The organism is Pedobacter terrae (genome assembly GCF_036946585.1).
GTDB classification, from domain to species: Bacteria; Bacteroidota; Bacteroidia; order Sphingobacteriales; family Sphingobacteriaceae; genus Pedobacter; species Pedobacter terrae_C.
The window spans coordinates 79,659-96,590 of the sequence record NZ_JAQIIV010000017.1 but is presented as its reverse complement, the minus strand read 5'-3'; the positions used below and the strand labels follow the sequence as shown (position 1 = coordinate 96,590).

Genomic DNA, 16,932 nt, shown 5'->3' with positions numbered 1-16,932 from the left:
TTATTTGATGTCGTTTAGATACAAAGAGAGTTTGTCGTTTCCAATTTGTACAGTTTCTTGCAGGTTTCCATTTATATTTGGAGAAGAAACGCCATCGCTCCAACTGGTAGAGGAGGTAAAAATACGTGCTTCATCCCAGAGATTAGTGTTTAAAAACTGATTCAAAATATTGGCGCCTCCTTCAATAATAACCGACTGGATATCCATTAAGTAAAGCTGGAAAGCAATTTTTTGCGCCAGATAAAAGTGCATGTCTTCCATCTGGATATAATGGATATTGTTAAGCACATCAGTTTTAATTTCATTAAAAATGATCGTTTTGGCTTCAGTGTTAAAAATATGATTGGATAACGGCACCTGCAGGTTTTTATCGATGACCAAACGGATGGGGTTTTTGCCCGGCCATTCGCGCGAAGTTAACTGCGGATTATCCATTATCGCGGTTTGTTTACCAATCAGGATGGCATCTTCGTCGCTCCGCCACTGGTGTGCCAACCGTTTGGCCAGTGCTCCGCTGATCCACTTCTGATGGCCATCTTTTGTTGCGAAGTAGCCATTAGCGGTTTCTGCCCACTTTAAAATAATATAAGGTCTTTGTTTTTGTATCCTGGTAAAAAATCTTCTGTTAAAATAGCGACATTCACCATCCAAAACCCCACTGATGACTTCGATACCTGCGTTTTTGAGTTTCTCTATACCTTTGCCGTCAACACCTGAAAACGGATCTCTATTGCCAATTACTACTTTCTTTAATTGATGTTTTACCAATAAATCTGCACAAGGAGGCGTTTTTCCAAAATGGGCACAAGGCTCCAGGTTAACGTAGGCGGTGGCTTTTTTCAATAGATTTTCGGCCGCGCTGCCATGAGCATCAAATACAGCATTAATCGCATTGGGTTCTGCATGTGCCTTTCCATATTCCTGATGATAACCTTCGCCGATAATTTTACCGTCCACAACAATCACACAGCCGACCATCGGATTAGGGCTAACTTTACCTGAAGCTAAGGCTGCCAGATCAAGACATCGGTTGATATAAAATTCATCGCTCATTAGCGCAAAAGTAGTAAAAAAAGAGTCATGGACTTATCAAAAGAATGCTGTTATCATCTCAAATAAGTAATTTTGCGAATATGAAGATAGGAGAATTAGCGGCGCATTACGCACTTGAACTTGAACCGCTTTACGATAGTAATGAGGCAAAAACACTGTTTAGTATTGCTGCCGAAAAAGTTTTAACCATATCTTCAGGTAAATTGATCATTCAAAAAGATCTTGATATCAGTTTTGTTGATACACAAAAATTATTGAGTATCCTGAACGATTTAAAGATCGGAAAACCAATTCAGCATATTTTAGCTGAAGCTCATTTTTATGGTTTGATTTTTAAAGTAAATGAAAACGTGTTGATACCGAGGCCCGAAACAGAGGAACTGGTGGAATGGATCATATCAGTTTGCAGTAAGCAGTTATCAGTTAACAGTTTGGCCTCGCCTAAAACGCTCAGCATACTAGATATTGGAACCGGATCGGGTTGTATACCGATCACCCTAAAAAAACATCTACCAAACGCAAAGGTATCTGCCTTAGATATTTCTCCTGAAGCTATCGCAATCGCTAGACACAATGCAATTCAAATTGGCGTTGAAATCCATTTTATGGAGGCAGATATATTAACATTTAGATCTAAAGAAAAATTTGACATCATCATTAGTAATCCACCCTATATCAGAGATTTGGAGAAGGCAGACATGCACAACAATGTACTATTGCATGAGCCGCACCTGGCATTATTTGTAAGCGACGAGAACCCATTGCTTTTTTATAAAGCGATTGCAGACTTTGCAAGATTAAATTTGAATCCTACCGGACAGATCTACTTTGAGATTAACGAACACTTAGGTAAAGAAACTATTGAAATGTTAGTAGATAAGGGCTTTACAAATATAAGGTTAAGACAGGATATGCAAGGAAAAGACAGGATGGTAAGGGCAGTGAGGTAGGATGCCTAACTATGTATATTGAGTTTCGATCTGTGCTTTTCCCCCGTTTGTGGGTGAATCCAAATTGCCCCAGACTTTAATAATTGTGTTTTAAATCATTAAAACTCATACGACTCTAATTGGTGGTTTGATCTATCAAAATACTGTTTTTTAACCTTTTAGCAAAGACTTTAATATCTTTAGCATACATAGAATAGCGGCGTTGTAAAGAAAGTTTTTCATTGACGCTTTTTTAAGTGATAAAAAGCAACATTAGCTATTGCAACGTACGTTTTTAATGCATACCTTTAACGTATGAAGAATAACGAAGAATTGACCGCCTTTGTCCCCACGAAAACGGAATTAAACGTACTGGAAATTTTATGGGAATATGGCCCTTCAACTGTGCGCTTTGTACATGATAAGCTTAATGAGCAAAAAGAAGCAGTAATATACACGTCGACCCTCAAACTCATGCAGGTGATGAAGGAAAAAGGAGTATTAAATCGGGATGAAAGCCAGATGAAACATATTTATCGTGCTGTTTTAAAAGAAGATAAGGTAAAAGGAAATCTGTTGATCCGGTTTGTTGATCAGTTTTATCAGGGCTCGCCGAGCAGGATGATGGTATCCCTGTTGGGAACTGACAAAACATCTGCTGAAGAACTCCAACAATTGAAGGATATGATCAACAATACAAATCTAAAAAAATGATTTTTCTGGTCGAAAATAAAGCCATACAACATTTTATTGATGCATTTTGTATGACGCTATTGCATTCCCTATGGCAAGGACTATTGTTTGCGCTAATGGGCAGCGCTTTGATGTATTTAAGATCAAGTGCTTCATTTAAATATAATGTATTATTGATATTTTGCCTACTTTTCTTCGGCACCTGTTCGCTGACTTTTTTATGGAATTATCAGTATGGATCGTCCTGGTTAATTGTACTTAGACCGGAGGTGATAGCCAGTTACAGTACATTAAACTTATTTATTGCGAAAATCCTTTCCTTCACTTCAACCCATGCGAAATTCATTTTCATGTTGTGGCTTTCATGTGTTGGCTTTTGCATGGTTAAAATGTTCGTTAACTTTTTGTATTTTAATAACCTAAAGCATAATAGGATTATTGAACCTGCTAAAATTTGGTTTGAACAGGTTGAACGATTAAGCCGAGAGCTTGGTATTAAATCTATAGTGCATATAAAGGAATCTGCAAAGGTAAGAGTTCCCATTGTGCTTGGACACTTTAAACCAGTTATCCTTTTTCCCTTGGGTTTGTTATCCAACATACCAGCCGAACAGGTGGAAGCAATCCTTTTACACGAACTTGCGCATATCCGCAGAAATGATTATCTGGTTAATTTGTTTCAAAACATTGCCGAGGCATTATTTTTCTTTAACCCTGGATTCTTAATGTTATCTGGCTGGTTAAGATCACAAAGAGAGCATTGCTGTGACGACATCGCCCTTAGCTACACCCCAAATGTTAAGGATTACCTCCTTGCCTTAGTAGATTTTAAGGGATATGTTTCGAAAAATAATTACCGACTTGCCTTTACCGGAAATAGTATATTATTTAACCGCGTAAGCCGGGTACTGGGAAAGCCATATAGAAAAATTTCTTCCAGAGATCTTAGTATCTTAAGCGTTTCATTTTTCGTATTAATGGGCCTGGGCAGTCTACGTTTTAAAAATTCCATTGTATGGCTTTCTAAACAAGAAAAGACAAGCAGAACTGTGGTCAAACAAATTCAAAAGTCTGCTATTGATCTGAATTTTCAGATACAGGCACCGCTCAAAAAAGATGATCATCCCTTTAAAAAAAGACTAGTAGTTGCGCAAACAAAGCATAGATCGATCAGCGAAGTTGAGCAAGTGATGCTTGCTCAAGTACCGGTGGATACCAAAATAGATGGCTTAGATAAACCTTCAGCGTCCACTGAACACGATCTTACACCTTATGAGGTTGATATGGAAGCGTATCATAAAGATCTAGCGCAATACAACAAAGATATGTTGCAATACAAATCGGATCTGGAAGCCTACAATATTACTATAGAAAAGTATAATTCGAAAATGAAAGCATATAACAAAATACATTTTCCAGAAAAAAACAACTATCCAAATTAATCTGCTTAAAGGTAAATATTAAAATTTTAATACAGCGATAAACCGGGCCCGGTTTATTCAAATTCACTATTTTTTAAAGCCGCCCTGGTGCGACATGGGAATCCTATTATCCAAATTTCAACATTAAAAACCTTATACAATGGCAACAAATTACTTAACAATTAAACCGTTTATTTCTGCGTTGTGCGCGGCCTTACTATTTTTTGGCTTCCAGGCCGGTTATGCACAAACCAGCGCCAAACTTACCATCATCGACCAGGATTATGAACAGGCCAAACTCGAATCGAAAAAACAGCACAAACTATTGCTGATTGATTTTTTCACCACTTGGTGTGTACCGTGCAAATACCTGGATGAAGCTGTGTTTAAGAACGCAAATTTAAGCGAAGAGCTGGCAAAAAACTTTGTAGTGCTTAAATATGATGCCGAAAAAGACAAGAACCACCAACTAAGCTTAAAATATCATATCCGTATGTATCCCTCTGCAGTAGTCCTTAATGAAAACAAGCTAGTGGTGAACAGGATGTATGGTACAGGTGGTAGCGATAAGGATATGACTAAAAATTATATGGCATTTATAAATACGTCTATTGAAAACCATTCCCGGAAGAATTACATAAAAGGTGTTTCAGGTGATAATTTCCTGAACTATCCAAAGTTCTATGAGGAATATGTATATCATATCAACAAAAAGGACGTTGATCAGAAATTCACTCGATACTGGCAGAACAATCCTGACCATTTTGATGAAGTCACCTTTAGCATGCTTTGTTATTTTGACGGTGGGAGCGATGAAATGGCCAACTTTTTTTCCCAGAACAAAAAGAAGTACGAAGATCTATATGGCGAATTAGATGTGAGATGGGTCAATTCGATGATTCTTAGTAAAAAAGTATATGCTGCACTTGATGCGAAGGATAGGAAACTGTTTAACGAAGCCAAGGACATGGCAAGGTTACAAATATCAGCCAAAGATACAGTTTCTTACTTTCTGGCTATTGAGCAGCAGATGCTAAAGAAAGAACAGCGTTGGGCAGATGCAGCCAATGTGGTAGAGCAACGCATGCAACTGGAAAATTATGATCCAGAATCTACCAATGATTTTTGTTGGTCCATCTATCAGGAATGCAATGACCAACACGTTTTACTTAAATGTTCCTCATGGATGAAAAAACTGGCTAAAAGATCACCAAGTTATAACACACTTGACACCTATGCCAGACTGCTATACAAAACTGGAAACAAAAAACTCGCCATTGCTACCATCCAAAAAGCGATCAAGCTAGGCAAGGCAAATAAGGAGGATACGCGCAGTTCCGAAGATTGGTTAAAAAAGAATATTTAAGGGAACATCATTTCAGATAGTCAGGATTTGATCTTGGCTATCTTTTCATTAAGCCCTTGGGTGAAATTGTGTAATTACTTCCCTTAAGTAATCTCGATCAATGTGCGTGTAAATCTCTGTGGTGGTAATGCTCGAGTGGCCCAACATTTCCTGTACCGCACGCAAATCAGCACCACCTTCAATTAAATGAGTGGCAAAAGAATGTCTTAAGGTATGGGGACTGATGGTTTTGTTTATTCCTGCCGATATAGCGAGGCTTTTTATCAAATTAAAAATAGAAATGCGGGAAAGTTTAGCACCAAAACGATTTAGAAATATAAAATCTTCATTTCCTTTTTTAATTGTCGCATGTACCCGAACTTCTTTAATATAAATATCGAGTAGTTTAAGCGCTACACTGCCGATGGGTACCAAACGCTCTTTATTGCCTTTTCCGATGATCTTTATAAATTCAATCTTTGGGAAAAGATTTGAGATCCTTAATTCAGTTAATTCGGTTACCCTTAAACCGCATCCATACAACACTTCCATAATAGCTTTGTTACGCATTCCATCAGGTTTAGAAGCGTCTATAACCGCTATAAGTTGGTTGATTTCATAAATATTCAAGGTATCGGGCAGTCTTCTGCTAAGCTTTGGCGCTTCCAATAATGCAGTTGGATCGTTCGATATTAAATCTTCAATTATCAAATAGGCGAAGAAAGCCTTTAATCCGGATATTACCCGGGCTTGTGTACTCGGTAGCATACCAAGTTCGTTTAACCACGAAATAAATGATTTTAAATGGGCTATCGTAATTTCATCGAGTTTTGGTTCAACATTCAACGATTGAAAATACTGGATCAGTTTATTGATATCATTGAGATAGGCATCAACAGAATTTCCAGATAATGACCGCTCCAGTTTTAAATACGATTTAAATCCTTTAATATATGATGACCAAAGCATGCTTTTATTTGAGATTTTTTATAACATTGCAACGTTACAACATTATATGATGAAAATACAAATTATTAACGGTCCAAACTTAAACTTATTAGGTGTTCGTGAGCCATCTATCTACGGAAATACCAGTATAGAAGATTATATTAAAGAATTAAGATCGGCTTATCCGGATATTGAAATAGAATACTATCAAAGTAATGTAGAGGGCGAAATTATTAATAAGTTACATGAGGTAGGTTTCAGTTATGATGGGGTTGTGCTAAATGCTGGCGGTTATACACACACTTCTGTGGCCATTGCTGATGCCATTGCCGCTATTAAAACGCCGGTGGTTGAGGTACATGTCTCTAATATTTATGCCCGTGAAGAGTATCGTCACGTCTCATTAACCGGAAAAAACTGTCAAGGGGTTTTAACCGGCTTTGGAATGAAGGGTTACCGCCTGGCTATAGAAAGTTTGTTGGTATAATTAATTTATCAACAGAACCTTTCGAATGCTGCACCTGATAACCCTCAAAGAAGTTCGTCATTCCCGCGTAGGCGGAAATTTTAATATCTTAAGCACGATGATCATCTCAGATGACCAAATACGTTGTCAGATTTAGTGACTATTTTAATTTGGAAAAATATTGAATTTTCTTAATAAAAAATGCCCAAACAATACTGTTATTGTATACCCCGGTATGTTTAGCATAATCTTTCTGAAACGCTTTCCGTTTTTTGCTGGTTTTTAAAAGCGATTTAACGAAATGCCAATGACCTTTGGTTACGGCCATCGTAAATTTAGGTTTCCCAGTCATTAAAAAATGCCACCACGCAACAAAATCGATAAACATTCTGATGGTAATCCTGAAAATAGCATCACCTACCGGGAGGTTTTTTTGCATAATAATCAGGTTATTCCTAAAATTAAGATAAGTTTTGAAAGGATTTTCAGTTTGTAACGTTCCGCCGCCAACATGGAACACTTCAGCATCAGGACAGTACAAAATTTTGTAATTGAGGTTTTTTAAACGCCAGCAAAGATCTATTTCTTCCATATGTGCAAAAAGATCAGCATCTAAACCTCCGGCTTCTATCCAGCATGCACTTTTAATAAAAAATGCAGCTCCGCTTGCCCAAAAAACTTCGGTTGCATCATTATACTGCCCTTCGTCAAACTCATATACATTAAATAACCTGCCACGACAGAAAGGAAATGAATAAATATCCAGATAGCCTCCCGCAGCGCCTGCATACTCGAATTGTTTTTTGTTTAACTGCCATTTTATTTTAGGTTGAGCCGCAGCAATATTCGCATCACTTTCCATCAAATCAATTACTGGTTTGATCCAATTGGGCGTTACTTCTACGTCAGAATTAAGCAATACGAAATAATCTGCTTTAACACGTTCTAAAACTTTGTTGTATCCCCCCGCAAAACCGTAATTCTGGTCGTTCTGTATAATTTTAACAGTGGGAAAGTTTTCTTTCAAAAATGAAACTGAATCATCTGTAGAGGCATTATCGCCCACAACAATTTGCAGGTTGTCATATTCTGAAAGTAAAATTCCTGGCAAAAACTGATTTAAATATGCTTTTCCATTCCAGTTTAAAATTACAACGGCTACTGATGGGTTCATTCTTTTTATTCGGGTTTAAATTTCCAGCGCTTATGGCTCCAGAGCCAATATTGAGGCTGTTCTTTTATAATGTTCTCTAAGAATTTAAAATGCAGATCCGTAATCCCAAATTCGTGTATGCTTTCCGGATCCAGACACATTGGTAATACTTCTACATGGTAATAACCTTTTTTAACCACATTTACTTTGAAATAGTAGATAGGCCTTCTTGTCGATTTTGCAATCTTTTCTACACCTAAAAGTGCGGCTGTGGGTTGATTTAAAAAATCGGTAAAGTATCTGGTTTCTTCCCTCGTTGGCGATTGGTCGCTCGCAAAACATAACAAGGTTGGTTCGTTTTTATAAGCCGCTATTCCGCGCAGGGTTTGCCGCATGGCAATAAAAACATTTCCATATTTTGTCCTCATGCAATCAAACCAGGTTTCGAAGATTTTATTTTTGATGGGTTTAAAAATAACCAATGTTTTGGCTGATATGCTTAATCCAAGCGCCAGGGTTCCTAATTCCCAGTTGCCATAATGGCCCGTACAGGCCAAAACACTTTCTCCTGATTTAAAATGCTCATCTAATTGTTCCAAACCAGTAAATTTAACTCTTTTTAAAGTCTCTGCTTTTGAGATACTCGTCATTTTAATTATTTCAAAGATAAGTTCTGCAAGATATAAGAAGAATTTTTTCTCAATGGCTTTTATTTCAGCAGCAGATATCTCAGGAAAGGATTGTTTTAAATTCTGCCTGACAACTTTTTTTCGATAGCCTATTACGTAATAAAGCAGATAATATAGTAATCTTGCAAAAAAAAACAACAAAGGCAGGGGAAGCAGCGATAACAGGTACAAAAAAAATACGCCAACGTGCGCAATCCCTCTCTTAATCATTATTTATAAAACGTTTCAGCTACAAACATAAATTTTCAAATGCAGAATACAGCTATACTTCCATTATTTTATCTTCCACCGGTAGGTTATTTTAGTTTATTGCAAAAGCTGGGTGAAGATTTTTTAATAGAACAACATGAGCATTTAGCCAAGCAAACTTACCGTAACAGGGCAAGCATTTATTCACCTAATGGTAAGCTAGACATTACTGTCCCATTGGTTAAAGGAGCTAAAACACATACCAAAATGAAAGATGTTCGGATCAGTTACGATTTTAACTGGCAACGTTTACACTGGTTAAGTTTAGAAAGCTGTTACCGGAGTTCTGCTTATTTCGAGTTTTACGAAGATGAACTTAGTCATTTTTATACTAACAAATTTGAATTTTTGTTCGATTATAACCTCGAGCTTTTAGCATGGCTGAATAAAAAACTAAAACTAAATAAGCGTTTTGAGTTAACCAGCGAGTATTTTGATAATATTCTGCCAGCATTGGATTTCCGCTCGGCAATGAACCCTAAAAAACCCGAAGATATGGTAAACAATAAACCATATTACCAGGTTTTTGAAGACAAACATCAGTTTTTACCGAACTTAAGTATTGTTGATTTGTTATTTAACCAGGGTCCGCAAGCCCGGCTATATTTATAACATATGGGAAAAAGCAAGCCACGTAACCGCCATAAACACTACAAGGTTCCAGCGCCTGGCACTAGTCCGGGTTTATATGCCATTGATGAGGATGCTTTAAAGCCACTTATCGTATTGCATACGTATAATGATAAGAGTTATAAGAAAACCGAACTGGAAAACATCAACAACATTGATGAGCTGATAGAAAACAAAGATTTTTTTTACTGGTTTGATATCAAAGGCTTGGCTGATCCCAATATATTCGAAACCTTATATGGCAAACTGGATATCAGCAGACTTGTACTGGAAGACATCACCAGTTCTTATCAACGCCCTAAACTGGATGAATACGATAACGATAAATACATTTTTTCGGTAAGCAGACATTTATATCTGAACGATGATAATGTGCTTTGTAATGATCAGATTTCTTTTATCTTATCAGAGCGGACATTGATTACTTTCCAAGAAACCTATGCAGATTGTTTTGAGCCAGTGAGAAAACGTTTGGAAATAGGGAAGGGCAACATCCGCATTGGTGGCAGTAGTTATTTAATGTACGCCATTATGGATGTAATCGTTGATAACTATTTTGCACTTCTGAATTTTTGGGGCGAAGAATTAGATGCAATTGAAGACCGCTTATACGATCATCCTGATAAAAGGATTATGTATGATACACAGGCCATTAAAAGATCTTTGATTACCATTAGAAAAGTAACCTGGCCAGAGAGAGATAAATTGAATGATATTATCCGATCAGATAGCCCATTGATATCCGATCTGACCAAAACCTACATGAAAGATGCTTACGATCATTGCATTCAGATTATCGATTTTATCGAATCTTTAAAAGAGATTGCATCGGCCAATATCGATATGAATTTATCGATCATCAGTAACCGCATGAATGAAATAATGAAGGTATTGACCATTATCTCCTCAATATTCATCCCATTGACTTTTATAGCAGGTATTTATGGAATGAATTTTAGCAGAGAAGATCCTGCAACAGGAAAAATATTGAAAGATAACATGCCGGAATTGTATGCGGAGCATGGCTATTTATACACCTGGCTGGTGATGGCAGTGATTGCCATTATACAGGTGATTTATTTTTGGCGTAAAGGATGGTTTAAATAAAAATTTATTTTCAAAAGTTACCATTTTTTGGTAATTTTAATAAAATTCAAATATTAACACAATGGGACGAAATACATCTATGGCTTTGGGAGATCATTTTGAAAACTTTGTTGATGAAAGAATTTCCGAAGGAAGATTTAAAAATGCTAGTGAGGTTATTAGGGCAGGACTAAGACTACTGGAAGATGAAGAAAATAAAATCAAAATTTTAAGAGAAGCACTCCAGGTAGGAATTGATAGTGGAATGGTGAAGGATTTTGATCCTCAAAAACATCTTGAAATGTTGAAAACCAGGAAGAGGACAAATGGCTAAGTTCTCTTTTAGTAATAAAGCACTTCAAGACTTAAGTGAAATTTGGGACTATACCTATGATGTTTGGTCAGAAAATCAAGCAGACAAATATTATAACCTACTCATTGGATTTTGTAATCAGATTGCTAAGAAACCTGAAAAAGGTAGAAATTACAGAGAGACAAACCAAAATATATTAGGATCCAAAGCTGGTGAACATATCATTTTCTATCTGATGATTGACATTGGAGAAATTGAAATAGTTAGAATTTTACATGCTAAAATGGATTTAGGAGCTAAATTGTCAGAACTTTAATATACCTGTAAGTGATAAATATTAGACGTTAGTTTTTGTAAAAATCAATTGTTAATATTTGTAGCTTTAGGGCGTTTTGGTTTAGGTTATAGATGCAATCATTCGAAATAGATAAAAGCGACGTACTCAAGGTTAAAAATGCAATTTTAGCTGGTGATGAGACTTTAAAATTAGTTTTACAGGAATACCATGCCTCGGAAATTGCAATTTTGTTTGAACGTTTGGATAAATCCGAACAGCGGCATATCATAAATCTTCTTCCTTCCGAAATTGCGTCAGAGATTATCTCTGAAATGGATGAAGAATCCCATCCGGAGGAATTACTCTTTGAGCTTCACCCTGATAAACGTACCGAGATTGTTGAGGAGCTGGATTATGATGATGCAACGGATATTATTTCCCAACTGGAAGACCATGAGCAAAAAGAAATTCTGGAAGACCTTACCGAAGATCATGCTTCGGAAATCCGTAACCTATTAACTTACGACGAAAAAACCGCAGGTGGTTTGATGAACACAGAGTTAATCTGTGTAAACATTAACCTCACCAAAAAAGATGCAATTGACGAGATTATCCGCCAGAGCGAAGAAATGGAAGAGTTTTATACCATTTATGTGGTAGACGATGAAGAAATTTTTAAAGGGATTGTTTCGTTAAAAGATATTATCAAGTCAAAACATAATGCCAAATTAACCGAATTGGTCAATATAGATGCAGTCTATGTACATCCTGATACTGACCAGGAAGAAGTAGCCAGCTTAATTTCACAATATAACTTAACCAGTATCCCGGTAATAGATGAAAATCAAAAACTGCTTGGCAGGGTAACTTTCGATGATGTGATCGATGTAATGGAAGCGGAAAGTACAGAGGATATTCTGAAAATTTCAGGGGTATCGGAAGATGAGGAATTGAGCGGTAACTGGGTGGAAGCCGTAAAATCCCGTTTACCCTGGTTAATTATCAATCTTGGAACGGCTTTCCTGGCGTCGTCAGTGGTGCGTTATTTCGATCCAACCATTAAACTGATCCCATCATTAGCAGCTTACATGACTATTATAGCGGGCATGGGTGGAAACGCCGCTACCCAGGCACTTGCAGTAACGGTAAGGCGTATATCGCTCTATGACTTAACTGATAAGCAAGCTTATAGAACAGTATTAAAAGAATTTACAGTAGGCTTAATTAATGGTGCAGCTAACGGTTTAATTGTATTTATTTTCGCCTTCTTTTTTGATGGAAACCCTATGCTTGGTCTGGTTATCTTCCTGGCTATGACTGGTAATCTAATCATTGCGGGGATAACAGGCGCAGGCATTCCACTTATTTTAAAACGTGTAGGTATTGATCCTGCCATTGCATCATCTATAATTATTACTACTTTTACCGATGTTTTTGGATTCCTATTAATTTTAGGATTGGCCAGCAAACTTTTACTATAAACCAGGAAATACCTGATTTAGTACACCAGGATTTAAGGCTTGCAAACTAAATCGGAATGACTGTTAATTTAACTAATACTACAAAAATTAAATCTGCAAAATCTGATCCCAATGCAAACAACAAGACACGATTGGACAAAAGAAGAAATATACGAAATTTATAACAGACCTTTTTTAGATCTGGTTTATGAAGCCGCAACCATTCATCGGGAAAATAAAGATTACAATGAAGTTCAGGTCAGTTCATTAATTTCCATTAAAACTGGTGGCTGTGCCGAAGATTGTAGCTATTGTCCACAAGCAGCACGCTACCATACTGATTTAGAAGTGCAGCCTTTAATGCAGGTAAGCCAGGTAGTTAGCGCAGCAGTAAAAGCCAAAGAGGGTGGTGCATCTCGTTTATGTATGGGCGCTGCTTGGCGGGAGGTACGCGATAACCGTGATTTTGATCGTGTGATTGAAATGGTTAAGGCCGTGAATGATATGGATATGGAAGTTTGCTGCACACTAGGCATGCTTACCGAAAACCAGGCCCAACGTTTGGCTGATGCTGGTTTATACGCTTACAACCATAATATCGATACTTCTGAAGAAGATTACAAACGGATTATATCAACCAGAACTTATGATGATCGTTTAAATACGATTAAAAATGTGCGGAAAGCTAAACTAACCGTATGTAGCGGAGGTATCATTGGTTTAGGTGAAACGGTAGAAGACCGCGTTTCCATGTTACAGACTTTATCAAACATGGAAAAACATCCGGAGTCAGTTCCCGTTAATGCTTTGGTACCGGTAAAAGGAACACCATTGGCAGATCAACCACGTGTACCGATCTGGGATATGGTCAGGATGATTGCAACAGCTCGTATTGTGATGCCAAATTCGGTAGTACGTTTATCGGCTGGTAGAAATGAAATGAGTACACTTGAACAGGCTTTTTGCTTTATGGCTGGTGCAAGTTCTATTTTTGCAGGCGATAAACTATTAACTACACCAAATCCAGCATTTATAGATGATATGGCTATGTTTGAATTATTGGGTTTAAAAACCCGAGATGCCTTTAAAAATGGCAGACCGGCTAATACCATAATTGAACAGGAAGCTGTTTAGAAAAAATATATCTGTGCTGCAGTTGTTTCCGACTAACAACGCAAATCATGCTATAAACAAGAAAGTCCCGGATTAAATCCGGGACTTTCTTGTTTATAATACTTTGGTCTGAAATCTAACCACCTGTCGGATGGTAACGTCCGGCAGCACGACAGAAATTTGTCTATACCGCTGTTACCCTTACCTCAATATTACCTTTTGTTGCTTTAGAATATGGACAGGCCCGATGGGCTTTATCTGCTAATGCTTGGGCTTCGTTATGCGAAATACCTGGAATATGAACATCAAGATCTGCAGAAAGTGCAAATGCATTACCATCTTTATTAAAGGATACCAACACTTTCACATTTGCTTCACTGATATCAACGCCTTCCCGCTCCGCTACACTCCCTAGCGCACCTAAATAACATGGTCCCCATGCTGCGGCAAACAATTCTTCCGGGTTTGTAGCACCACCTTGTCCGCCAAGTTCTTTGGGCTTTCTTAAATCGAAATCTAAAATCCCATCACTGGATTTAATGTGTCCGTCTCTTCCTCCTGTAGCTGTAACTTCAGCCGTATATAACTTTTCCATGATAATTTTGATTTGATTTGAGTTTAACAAATTTGCACTTGTCTTTGTTTTTAGCATTGTGGAAGACAAGGGTAATCATTGCATCAAAATATGACTGTACAGGATATTCTTTGTTCAGTTTAAAGAGGTAATCCAGAGATACAAAACTATGCACTTAAGAACTTTCTTTTTGAACTAAAGCTTTATCTTCACTGATAGTTTATAGATGTCGTATGCCACTTTCTGAATCAGATCAAACTGCTCAGGAACCAGATCTTCACCTTTTTTTATCGCAAAACCATTATCATTTAGCCTAATTAAGGGTACGTTATCTACTGTATCTTTCCCTTGCTCCAGGTTATCAATAGAGGCATCCAATAGATAGTTCGTATTGTTGGCAATGGGTTTTAAGGTTTCGAAACTCTCAAATATAAATTGGTGCTCCTTATTATACAATGAAAGTGTTGCCACATAAGAAGACAATAGATGACTTAGCGCAGTAAATTGATGTACTTCTTTAATAAACAACTGCTTGCTTTTAGGTTCAGAGAACATCCTTTGAAATAACGAAGCCAAATTCGCGGTACTTACATACACTTCTTTACGGGCCAGTTTATATTCTGTTCTATTATAATTTTTTTCAAAATACAGTTTAATCACTTGTGCATAATAAGCTTTATTTGACTTTAGCATATCTACCATTGCTTCTTTCAGTTTTTCATATTCCCAGGTTGGAAATAAAGAATAACTGGCCAACAAAGCGATACCAGAACCTATAAAGGTGTCAAAAATCCGTTCACGTGCCAATGCTATAGATCCCATTCCCAGAAAATCAAACAGGATCAAGATATAAGGTGTCATAAAGAGAACGCTGACCACATAATTTTTCCTTTGGAAACTGTAGCAGCCAATCATGCAGATCAACAAAATTATAAACAAGGTATTCCGATCATGAACATAGGTAATTACCCCCATACCAACAAAAGCCCCTACAGTAGTACCGATTAAACGCTGATAGTTACGTTCTTTAGTTAAACTGAATCCTGGTTTTGAAATAACGAGGATGGTAAGCAGAATCCAGTAGCTATGCGAAAAATTGAGAATCCGAGCCACAATAAAACCCAATAACATCACTACAGTAACCCGCAACGAATGCCTGAAAGTAGAAGAAGTATAAGTTAAATTTTCGGTAAAGAGTTTGAAATCAAATTTTTGCCTGGTGATAAATTTCTCGGTATCTACCTCGGCCTTTCTAATATCCTTGCTGTTCCTGATTTTAAAGTAGCTGAAAATGGTCTTAACCCTTGACAGGATATTTTCGATGTTCACCTCAATATTTTTTAAAGCGATAATACCCAGCGTATTATATTCCTGATTTTGATTATTTTTTTCGAGATTGTTGATTTTGATCTTCAACCTTTCGATCTCAATCAATAAACGTTTTGAAACAACGGGCGTTCCGCCGCTTTTTAGGGCAAAGGCAATATCGTCAAGCGCGTATGAAATCCGCTTTATGGCCATTTCATAATCTGATAAGATACCTGCTTTATCAAACTGATCGTGCAATTGCTGGTAATTATAATAGGTAGACATGACCTGCTCAAAAAGGTCTACCATATCTACAAAAACCAATAATAAAAATCTGCCTTCGGGAGTAGAATCCCTTACAATTTCGCGTGTTCTGAATAACAGCTCTCTTACTGCATCTTGTTTTTCGTGAACAGAAACCTGAAGTTGTAACAGTTCCGAATAGGTTTTATCGTAATTATTATTCTGATGATAAAATTTAGCTTTTTCGCGGAGAAATTCTGCGACCTCCAAAATAGAATCACTTAACGATTGCTGTACCAAACGAAAAGGACGTAAGCGATACACAAAATAGCTCAAGCCCGTATACCACAGGCTACCAGCCAATACTAGAGCAGCGTGTAACAACACCTCTTGCCACGGGCGGATATCATCAATGCTCAATACCATGATTAACAAAACGGCCGTACCCACTGATGCTGCTCTTACACCATAAATGTAAAACATGGAAAATACAAAGCTCGATATAACCAATAAAAAACCGATAAAATAGTGGCTTTTGTTCGTTAGTCCTGATATGATCGAGAAAGTAAAAATAAGTGCGGTAGTAATCAGCATGGCGTTTCTTCGATGCACCATTGGCCCTGGACTATCTACCACACTTACACATAAAGCGCCTAAAGATAAAGTCATGCCATACTTTAATAGGCCGAATTGTGCAAAAATGAGTGAGGGGAGCAGCACGCCCATGGTAATGCGGAGCCCATCGGCAAAATAGGTACTCAGTAAAAAGTCTTGTATATTTCTAATGGGTTGCCTGATCTGCATGCTACAAAAATAACATAATAGCAATGTTTTTTGTTGGGATTAAAATTAAGTTTTTAGCTTTTTTATCATTCTTAAGCAGAAAAAATATAATCGATTGACTATTAAATACCTGCAAGATGTTGATAAGTATTTCAACCATTATTGTTGATAAACTTACAGTATGGCTATACGAGCACTA

At 37.2% G+C, this 16,932-nt stretch carries 17 protein-coding genes; 11 read left to right on the top strand and 6 right to left on the bottom strand.

What is annotated here, in order from left to right; translation table 11 throughout:
* Entirely contained in the window at positions 1-1,053 is a 1,053-nt protein-coding gene (gene ribD / locus PGN18_RS18510) for a bifunctional diaminohydroxyphosphoribosylaminopyrimidine deaminase/5-amino-6-(5-phosphoribosylamino)uracil reductase RibD (protein WP_335321078.1), read from the bottom strand.
* An 80-nt stretch (positions 1,054-1,133) separates the two neighbouring features.
* Between ribD and prmC the strand changes: the two genes are divergently transcribed.
* The 4 genes from prmC to PGN18_RS18490 all read left to right on the top strand — a co-directional run bounded on the left by prmC (position 1,134) and on the right by PGN18_RS18490 (position 5,462).
* Entirely contained in the window at positions 1,134-2,003 is an 870-nt protein-coding gene (prmC, locus tag PGN18_RS18505; RefSeq protein WP_335321077.1) for a peptide chain release factor N(5)-glutamine methyltransferase, read from the top strand.
* A gap of 294 nt (positions 2,004-2,297) precedes the next feature.
* Positions 2,298-2,696, top strand: coding sequence for a BlaI/MecI/CopY family transcriptional regulator (locus PGN18_RS18500; RefSeq protein ID WP_335321076.1), 399 nt, complete (start codon positions 2,298-2,300; stop codon positions 2,694-2,696).
* A complete protein-coding gene (locus tag PGN18_RS18495; RefSeq protein WP_335321075.1) occupies positions 2,693-4,117 on the top strand; it encodes a M56 family metallopeptidase in 1,425 nt (474 codons plus the stop codon). The genes PGN18_RS18500 and PGN18_RS18495 overlap by 4 nt, the downstream gene beginning before the upstream one ends.
* A gap of 139 nt (positions 4,118-4,256) precedes the next feature.
* Positions 4,257-5,462: a thioredoxin family protein gene (locus tag PGN18_RS18490; RefSeq protein ID WP_335321074.1), complete on the top strand. Its 1,206-nt coding sequence runs from the start codon at positions 4,257-4,259 to the stop codon at positions 5,460-5,462.
* 48 nt (positions 5,463-5,510) lie between these two features.
* Here the strand turns inward: PGN18_RS18490 and xerD are convergent, their stop codons facing one another.
* Positions 5,511-6,410, bottom strand: a complete 900-nt coding sequence (gene xerD / locus PGN18_RS18485) for a site-specific tyrosine recombinase XerD (RefSeq protein ID WP_335321073.1) — start codon at positions 6,408-6,410, stop codon at positions 5,511-5,513.
* Positions 6,411-6,459: 49 nt separating this feature from the next.
* On the opposite strand from xerD, the gene aroQ reads away from it, so the two are divergent.
* Complete coding sequence (aroQ, locus tag PGN18_RS18480) at positions 6,460-6,876, top strand: type II 3-dehydroquinate dehydratase (protein WP_335321092.1); 417 nt, start codon at positions 6,460-6,462, stop codon at positions 6,874-6,876.
* 139 nt (positions 6,877-7,015) lie between these two features.
* On the opposite strand, the gene PGN18_RS18475 is transcribed toward aroQ, so the two are convergent.
* Together PGN18_RS18475 and PGN18_RS18470 are read right to left on the bottom strand one after the other, a co-directional pair.
* A complete protein-coding gene (locus tag PGN18_RS18475) occupies positions 7,016-8,029 on the bottom strand; it encodes a glycosyltransferase family 2 protein (protein ID WP_335321072.1) in 1,014 nt (337 codons plus the stop codon).
* 5 nt (positions 8,030-8,034) lie between these two features.
* Positions 8,035-8,907 carry a lysophospholipid acyltransferase family protein gene (locus PGN18_RS18470; protein ID WP_335321071.1) on the bottom strand — a complete coding sequence of 291 codons (873 nt, stop codon included), beginning with the start codon at positions 8,905-8,907 and terminating at the stop codon, positions 8,035-8,037.
* 39 nt (positions 8,908-8,946) lie between these two features.
* Between PGN18_RS18470 and PGN18_RS18465 the strand changes: the two genes are divergently transcribed.
* The 6 genes from PGN18_RS18465 (at position 8,947) to bioB (ending at position 13,846) form a co-directional block, all read left to right on the top strand.
* Entirely contained in the window at positions 8,947-9,558 is a 612-nt protein-coding gene (locus PGN18_RS18465) for a WbqC family protein (RefSeq protein ID WP_335321070.1), read from the top strand.
* A gap of 3 nt (positions 9,559-9,561) precedes the next feature.
* Complete coding sequence (corA, locus tag PGN18_RS18460; RefSeq protein ID WP_335321069.1) at positions 9,562-10,683, top strand: magnesium/cobalt transporter CorA; 1,122 nt, start codon at positions 9,562-9,564, stop codon at positions 10,681-10,683.
* A gap of 61 nt (positions 10,684-10,744) precedes the next feature.
* Positions 10,745-10,996 (top strand): type II toxin-antitoxin system ParD family antitoxin, encoded by a 252-nt coding sequence (locus PGN18_RS18455; protein ID WP_335321068.1) that lies wholly within the window; start codon positions 10,745-10,747, stop codon positions 10,994-10,996.
* Complete coding sequence (locus tag PGN18_RS18450; RefSeq protein WP_335321067.1) at positions 10,989-11,291, top strand: type II toxin-antitoxin system RelE/ParE family toxin; 303 nt, start codon at positions 10,989-10,991, stop codon at positions 11,289-11,291. The genes PGN18_RS18455 and PGN18_RS18450 overlap by 8 nt, the downstream gene beginning before the upstream one ends.
* Positions 11,292-11,383: 92 nt before the next feature.
* The gene (mgtE, locus tag PGN18_RS18445) at positions 11,384-12,733 is read left to right on the top strand and encodes a magnesium transporter (protein WP_335321066.1); all 1,350 of its coding nucleotides are present in this window, start codon (positions 11,384-11,386) and stop codon (positions 12,731-12,733) included.
* Between the two features lie 111 nt (positions 12,734-12,844).
* Positions 12,845-13,846: a biotin synthase BioB gene (gene bioB / locus PGN18_RS18440; protein WP_335321065.1), complete on the top strand. Its 1,002-nt coding sequence runs from the start codon at positions 12,845-12,847 to the stop codon at positions 13,844-13,846.
* Positions 13,847-14,009: 163 nt separating this feature from the next.
* On the opposite strand, the gene PGN18_RS18435 is transcribed toward bioB, so the two are convergent.
* Positions 14,010-14,420 carry an organic hydroperoxide resistance protein gene (locus tag PGN18_RS18435; protein WP_335321064.1) on the bottom strand — a complete coding sequence of 137 codons (411 nt, stop codon included), beginning with the start codon at positions 14,418-14,420 and terminating at the stop codon, positions 14,010-14,012.
* 174 nt (positions 14,421-14,594) lie between these two features.
* Positions 14,595-16,754: an FUSC family protein gene (locus PGN18_RS18430; RefSeq protein WP_335321063.1), complete on the bottom strand. Its 2,160-nt coding sequence runs from the start codon at positions 16,752-16,754 to the stop codon at positions 14,595-14,597.
* Between the last annotated feature and the right edge of the window lie 178 nt (positions 16,755-16,932).

Excerpts from the sequence above, each read along its gene's own strand:
- ribD (WP_335321078.1), bottom strand. The coding sequence starts at position 1,053 with ATGAGCGATGAATTTTATATCAACCGATGTCTTGATCTGGCAGCCTTA.
- mgtE (WP_335321066.1), top strand. The coding sequence starts at position 11,384 with ATGCAATCATTCGAAATAGATAAAAGCGACGTACTCAAGGTTAAAAAT.
- PGN18_RS18450 (WP_335321067.1), top strand. The coding sequence starts at position 10,989 with ATGGCTAAGTTCTCTTTTAGTAATAAAGCACTTCAAGACTTAAGTGAA.
- PGN18_RS18430 (WP_335321063.1), bottom strand. The coding sequence starts at position 16,754 with ATGCAGATCAGGCAACCCATTAGAAATATACAAGACTTTTTACTGAGT.
- prmC (WP_335321077.1), top strand. The coding sequence starts at position 1,134 with ATGAAGATAGGAGAATTAGCGGCGCATTACGCACTTGAACTTGAACCG.
- aroQ (WP_335321092.1), top strand. The coding sequence starts at position 6,460 with ATGAAAATACAAATTATTAACGGTCCAAACTTAAACTTATTAGGTGTT.
- PGN18_RS18470 (WP_335321071.1), bottom strand. The coding sequence starts at position 8,907 with ATGATTAAGAGAGGGATTGCGCACGTTGGCGTATTTTTTTTGTACCTG.
- PGN18_RS18490 (WP_335321074.1), top strand. The coding sequence starts at position 4,257 with ATGGCAACAAATTACTTAACAATTAAACCGTTTATTTCTGCGTTGTGC.
- bioB (WP_335321065.1), top strand. The coding sequence starts at position 12,845 with ATGCAAACAACAAGACACGATTGGACAAAAGAAGAAATATACGAAATT.
- PGN18_RS18500 (WP_335321076.1), top strand. The coding sequence starts at position 2,298 with ATGAAGAATAACGAAGAATTGACCGCCTTTGTCCCCACGAAAACGGAA.
- PGN18_RS18435 (WP_335321064.1), bottom strand. The coding sequence starts at position 14,420 with ATGGAAAAGTTATATACGGCTGAAGTTACAGCTACAGGAGGAAGAGAC.
- corA (WP_335321069.1), top strand. The coding sequence starts at position 9,562 with ATGGGAAAAAGCAAGCCACGTAACCGCCATAAACACTACAAGGTTCCA.
- PGN18_RS18495 (WP_335321075.1), top strand. The coding sequence starts at position 2,693 with ATGATTTTTCTGGTCGAAAATAAAGCCATACAACATTTTATTGATGCA.
- PGN18_RS18455 (WP_335321068.1), top strand. The coding sequence starts at position 10,745 with ATGGGACGAAATACATCTATGGCTTTGGGAGATCATTTTGAAAACTTT.
- PGN18_RS18475 (WP_335321072.1), bottom strand. The coding sequence starts at position 8,029 with ATGAACCCATCAGTAGCCGTTGTAATTTTAAACTGGAATGGAAAAGCA.
- PGN18_RS18465 (WP_335321070.1), top strand. The coding sequence starts at position 8,947 with ATGCAGAATACAGCTATACTTCCATTATTTTATCTTCCACCGGTAGGT.
- xerD (WP_335321073.1), bottom strand. The coding sequence starts at position 6,410 with ATGCTTTGGTCATCATATATTAAAGGATTTAAATCGTATTTAAAACTG.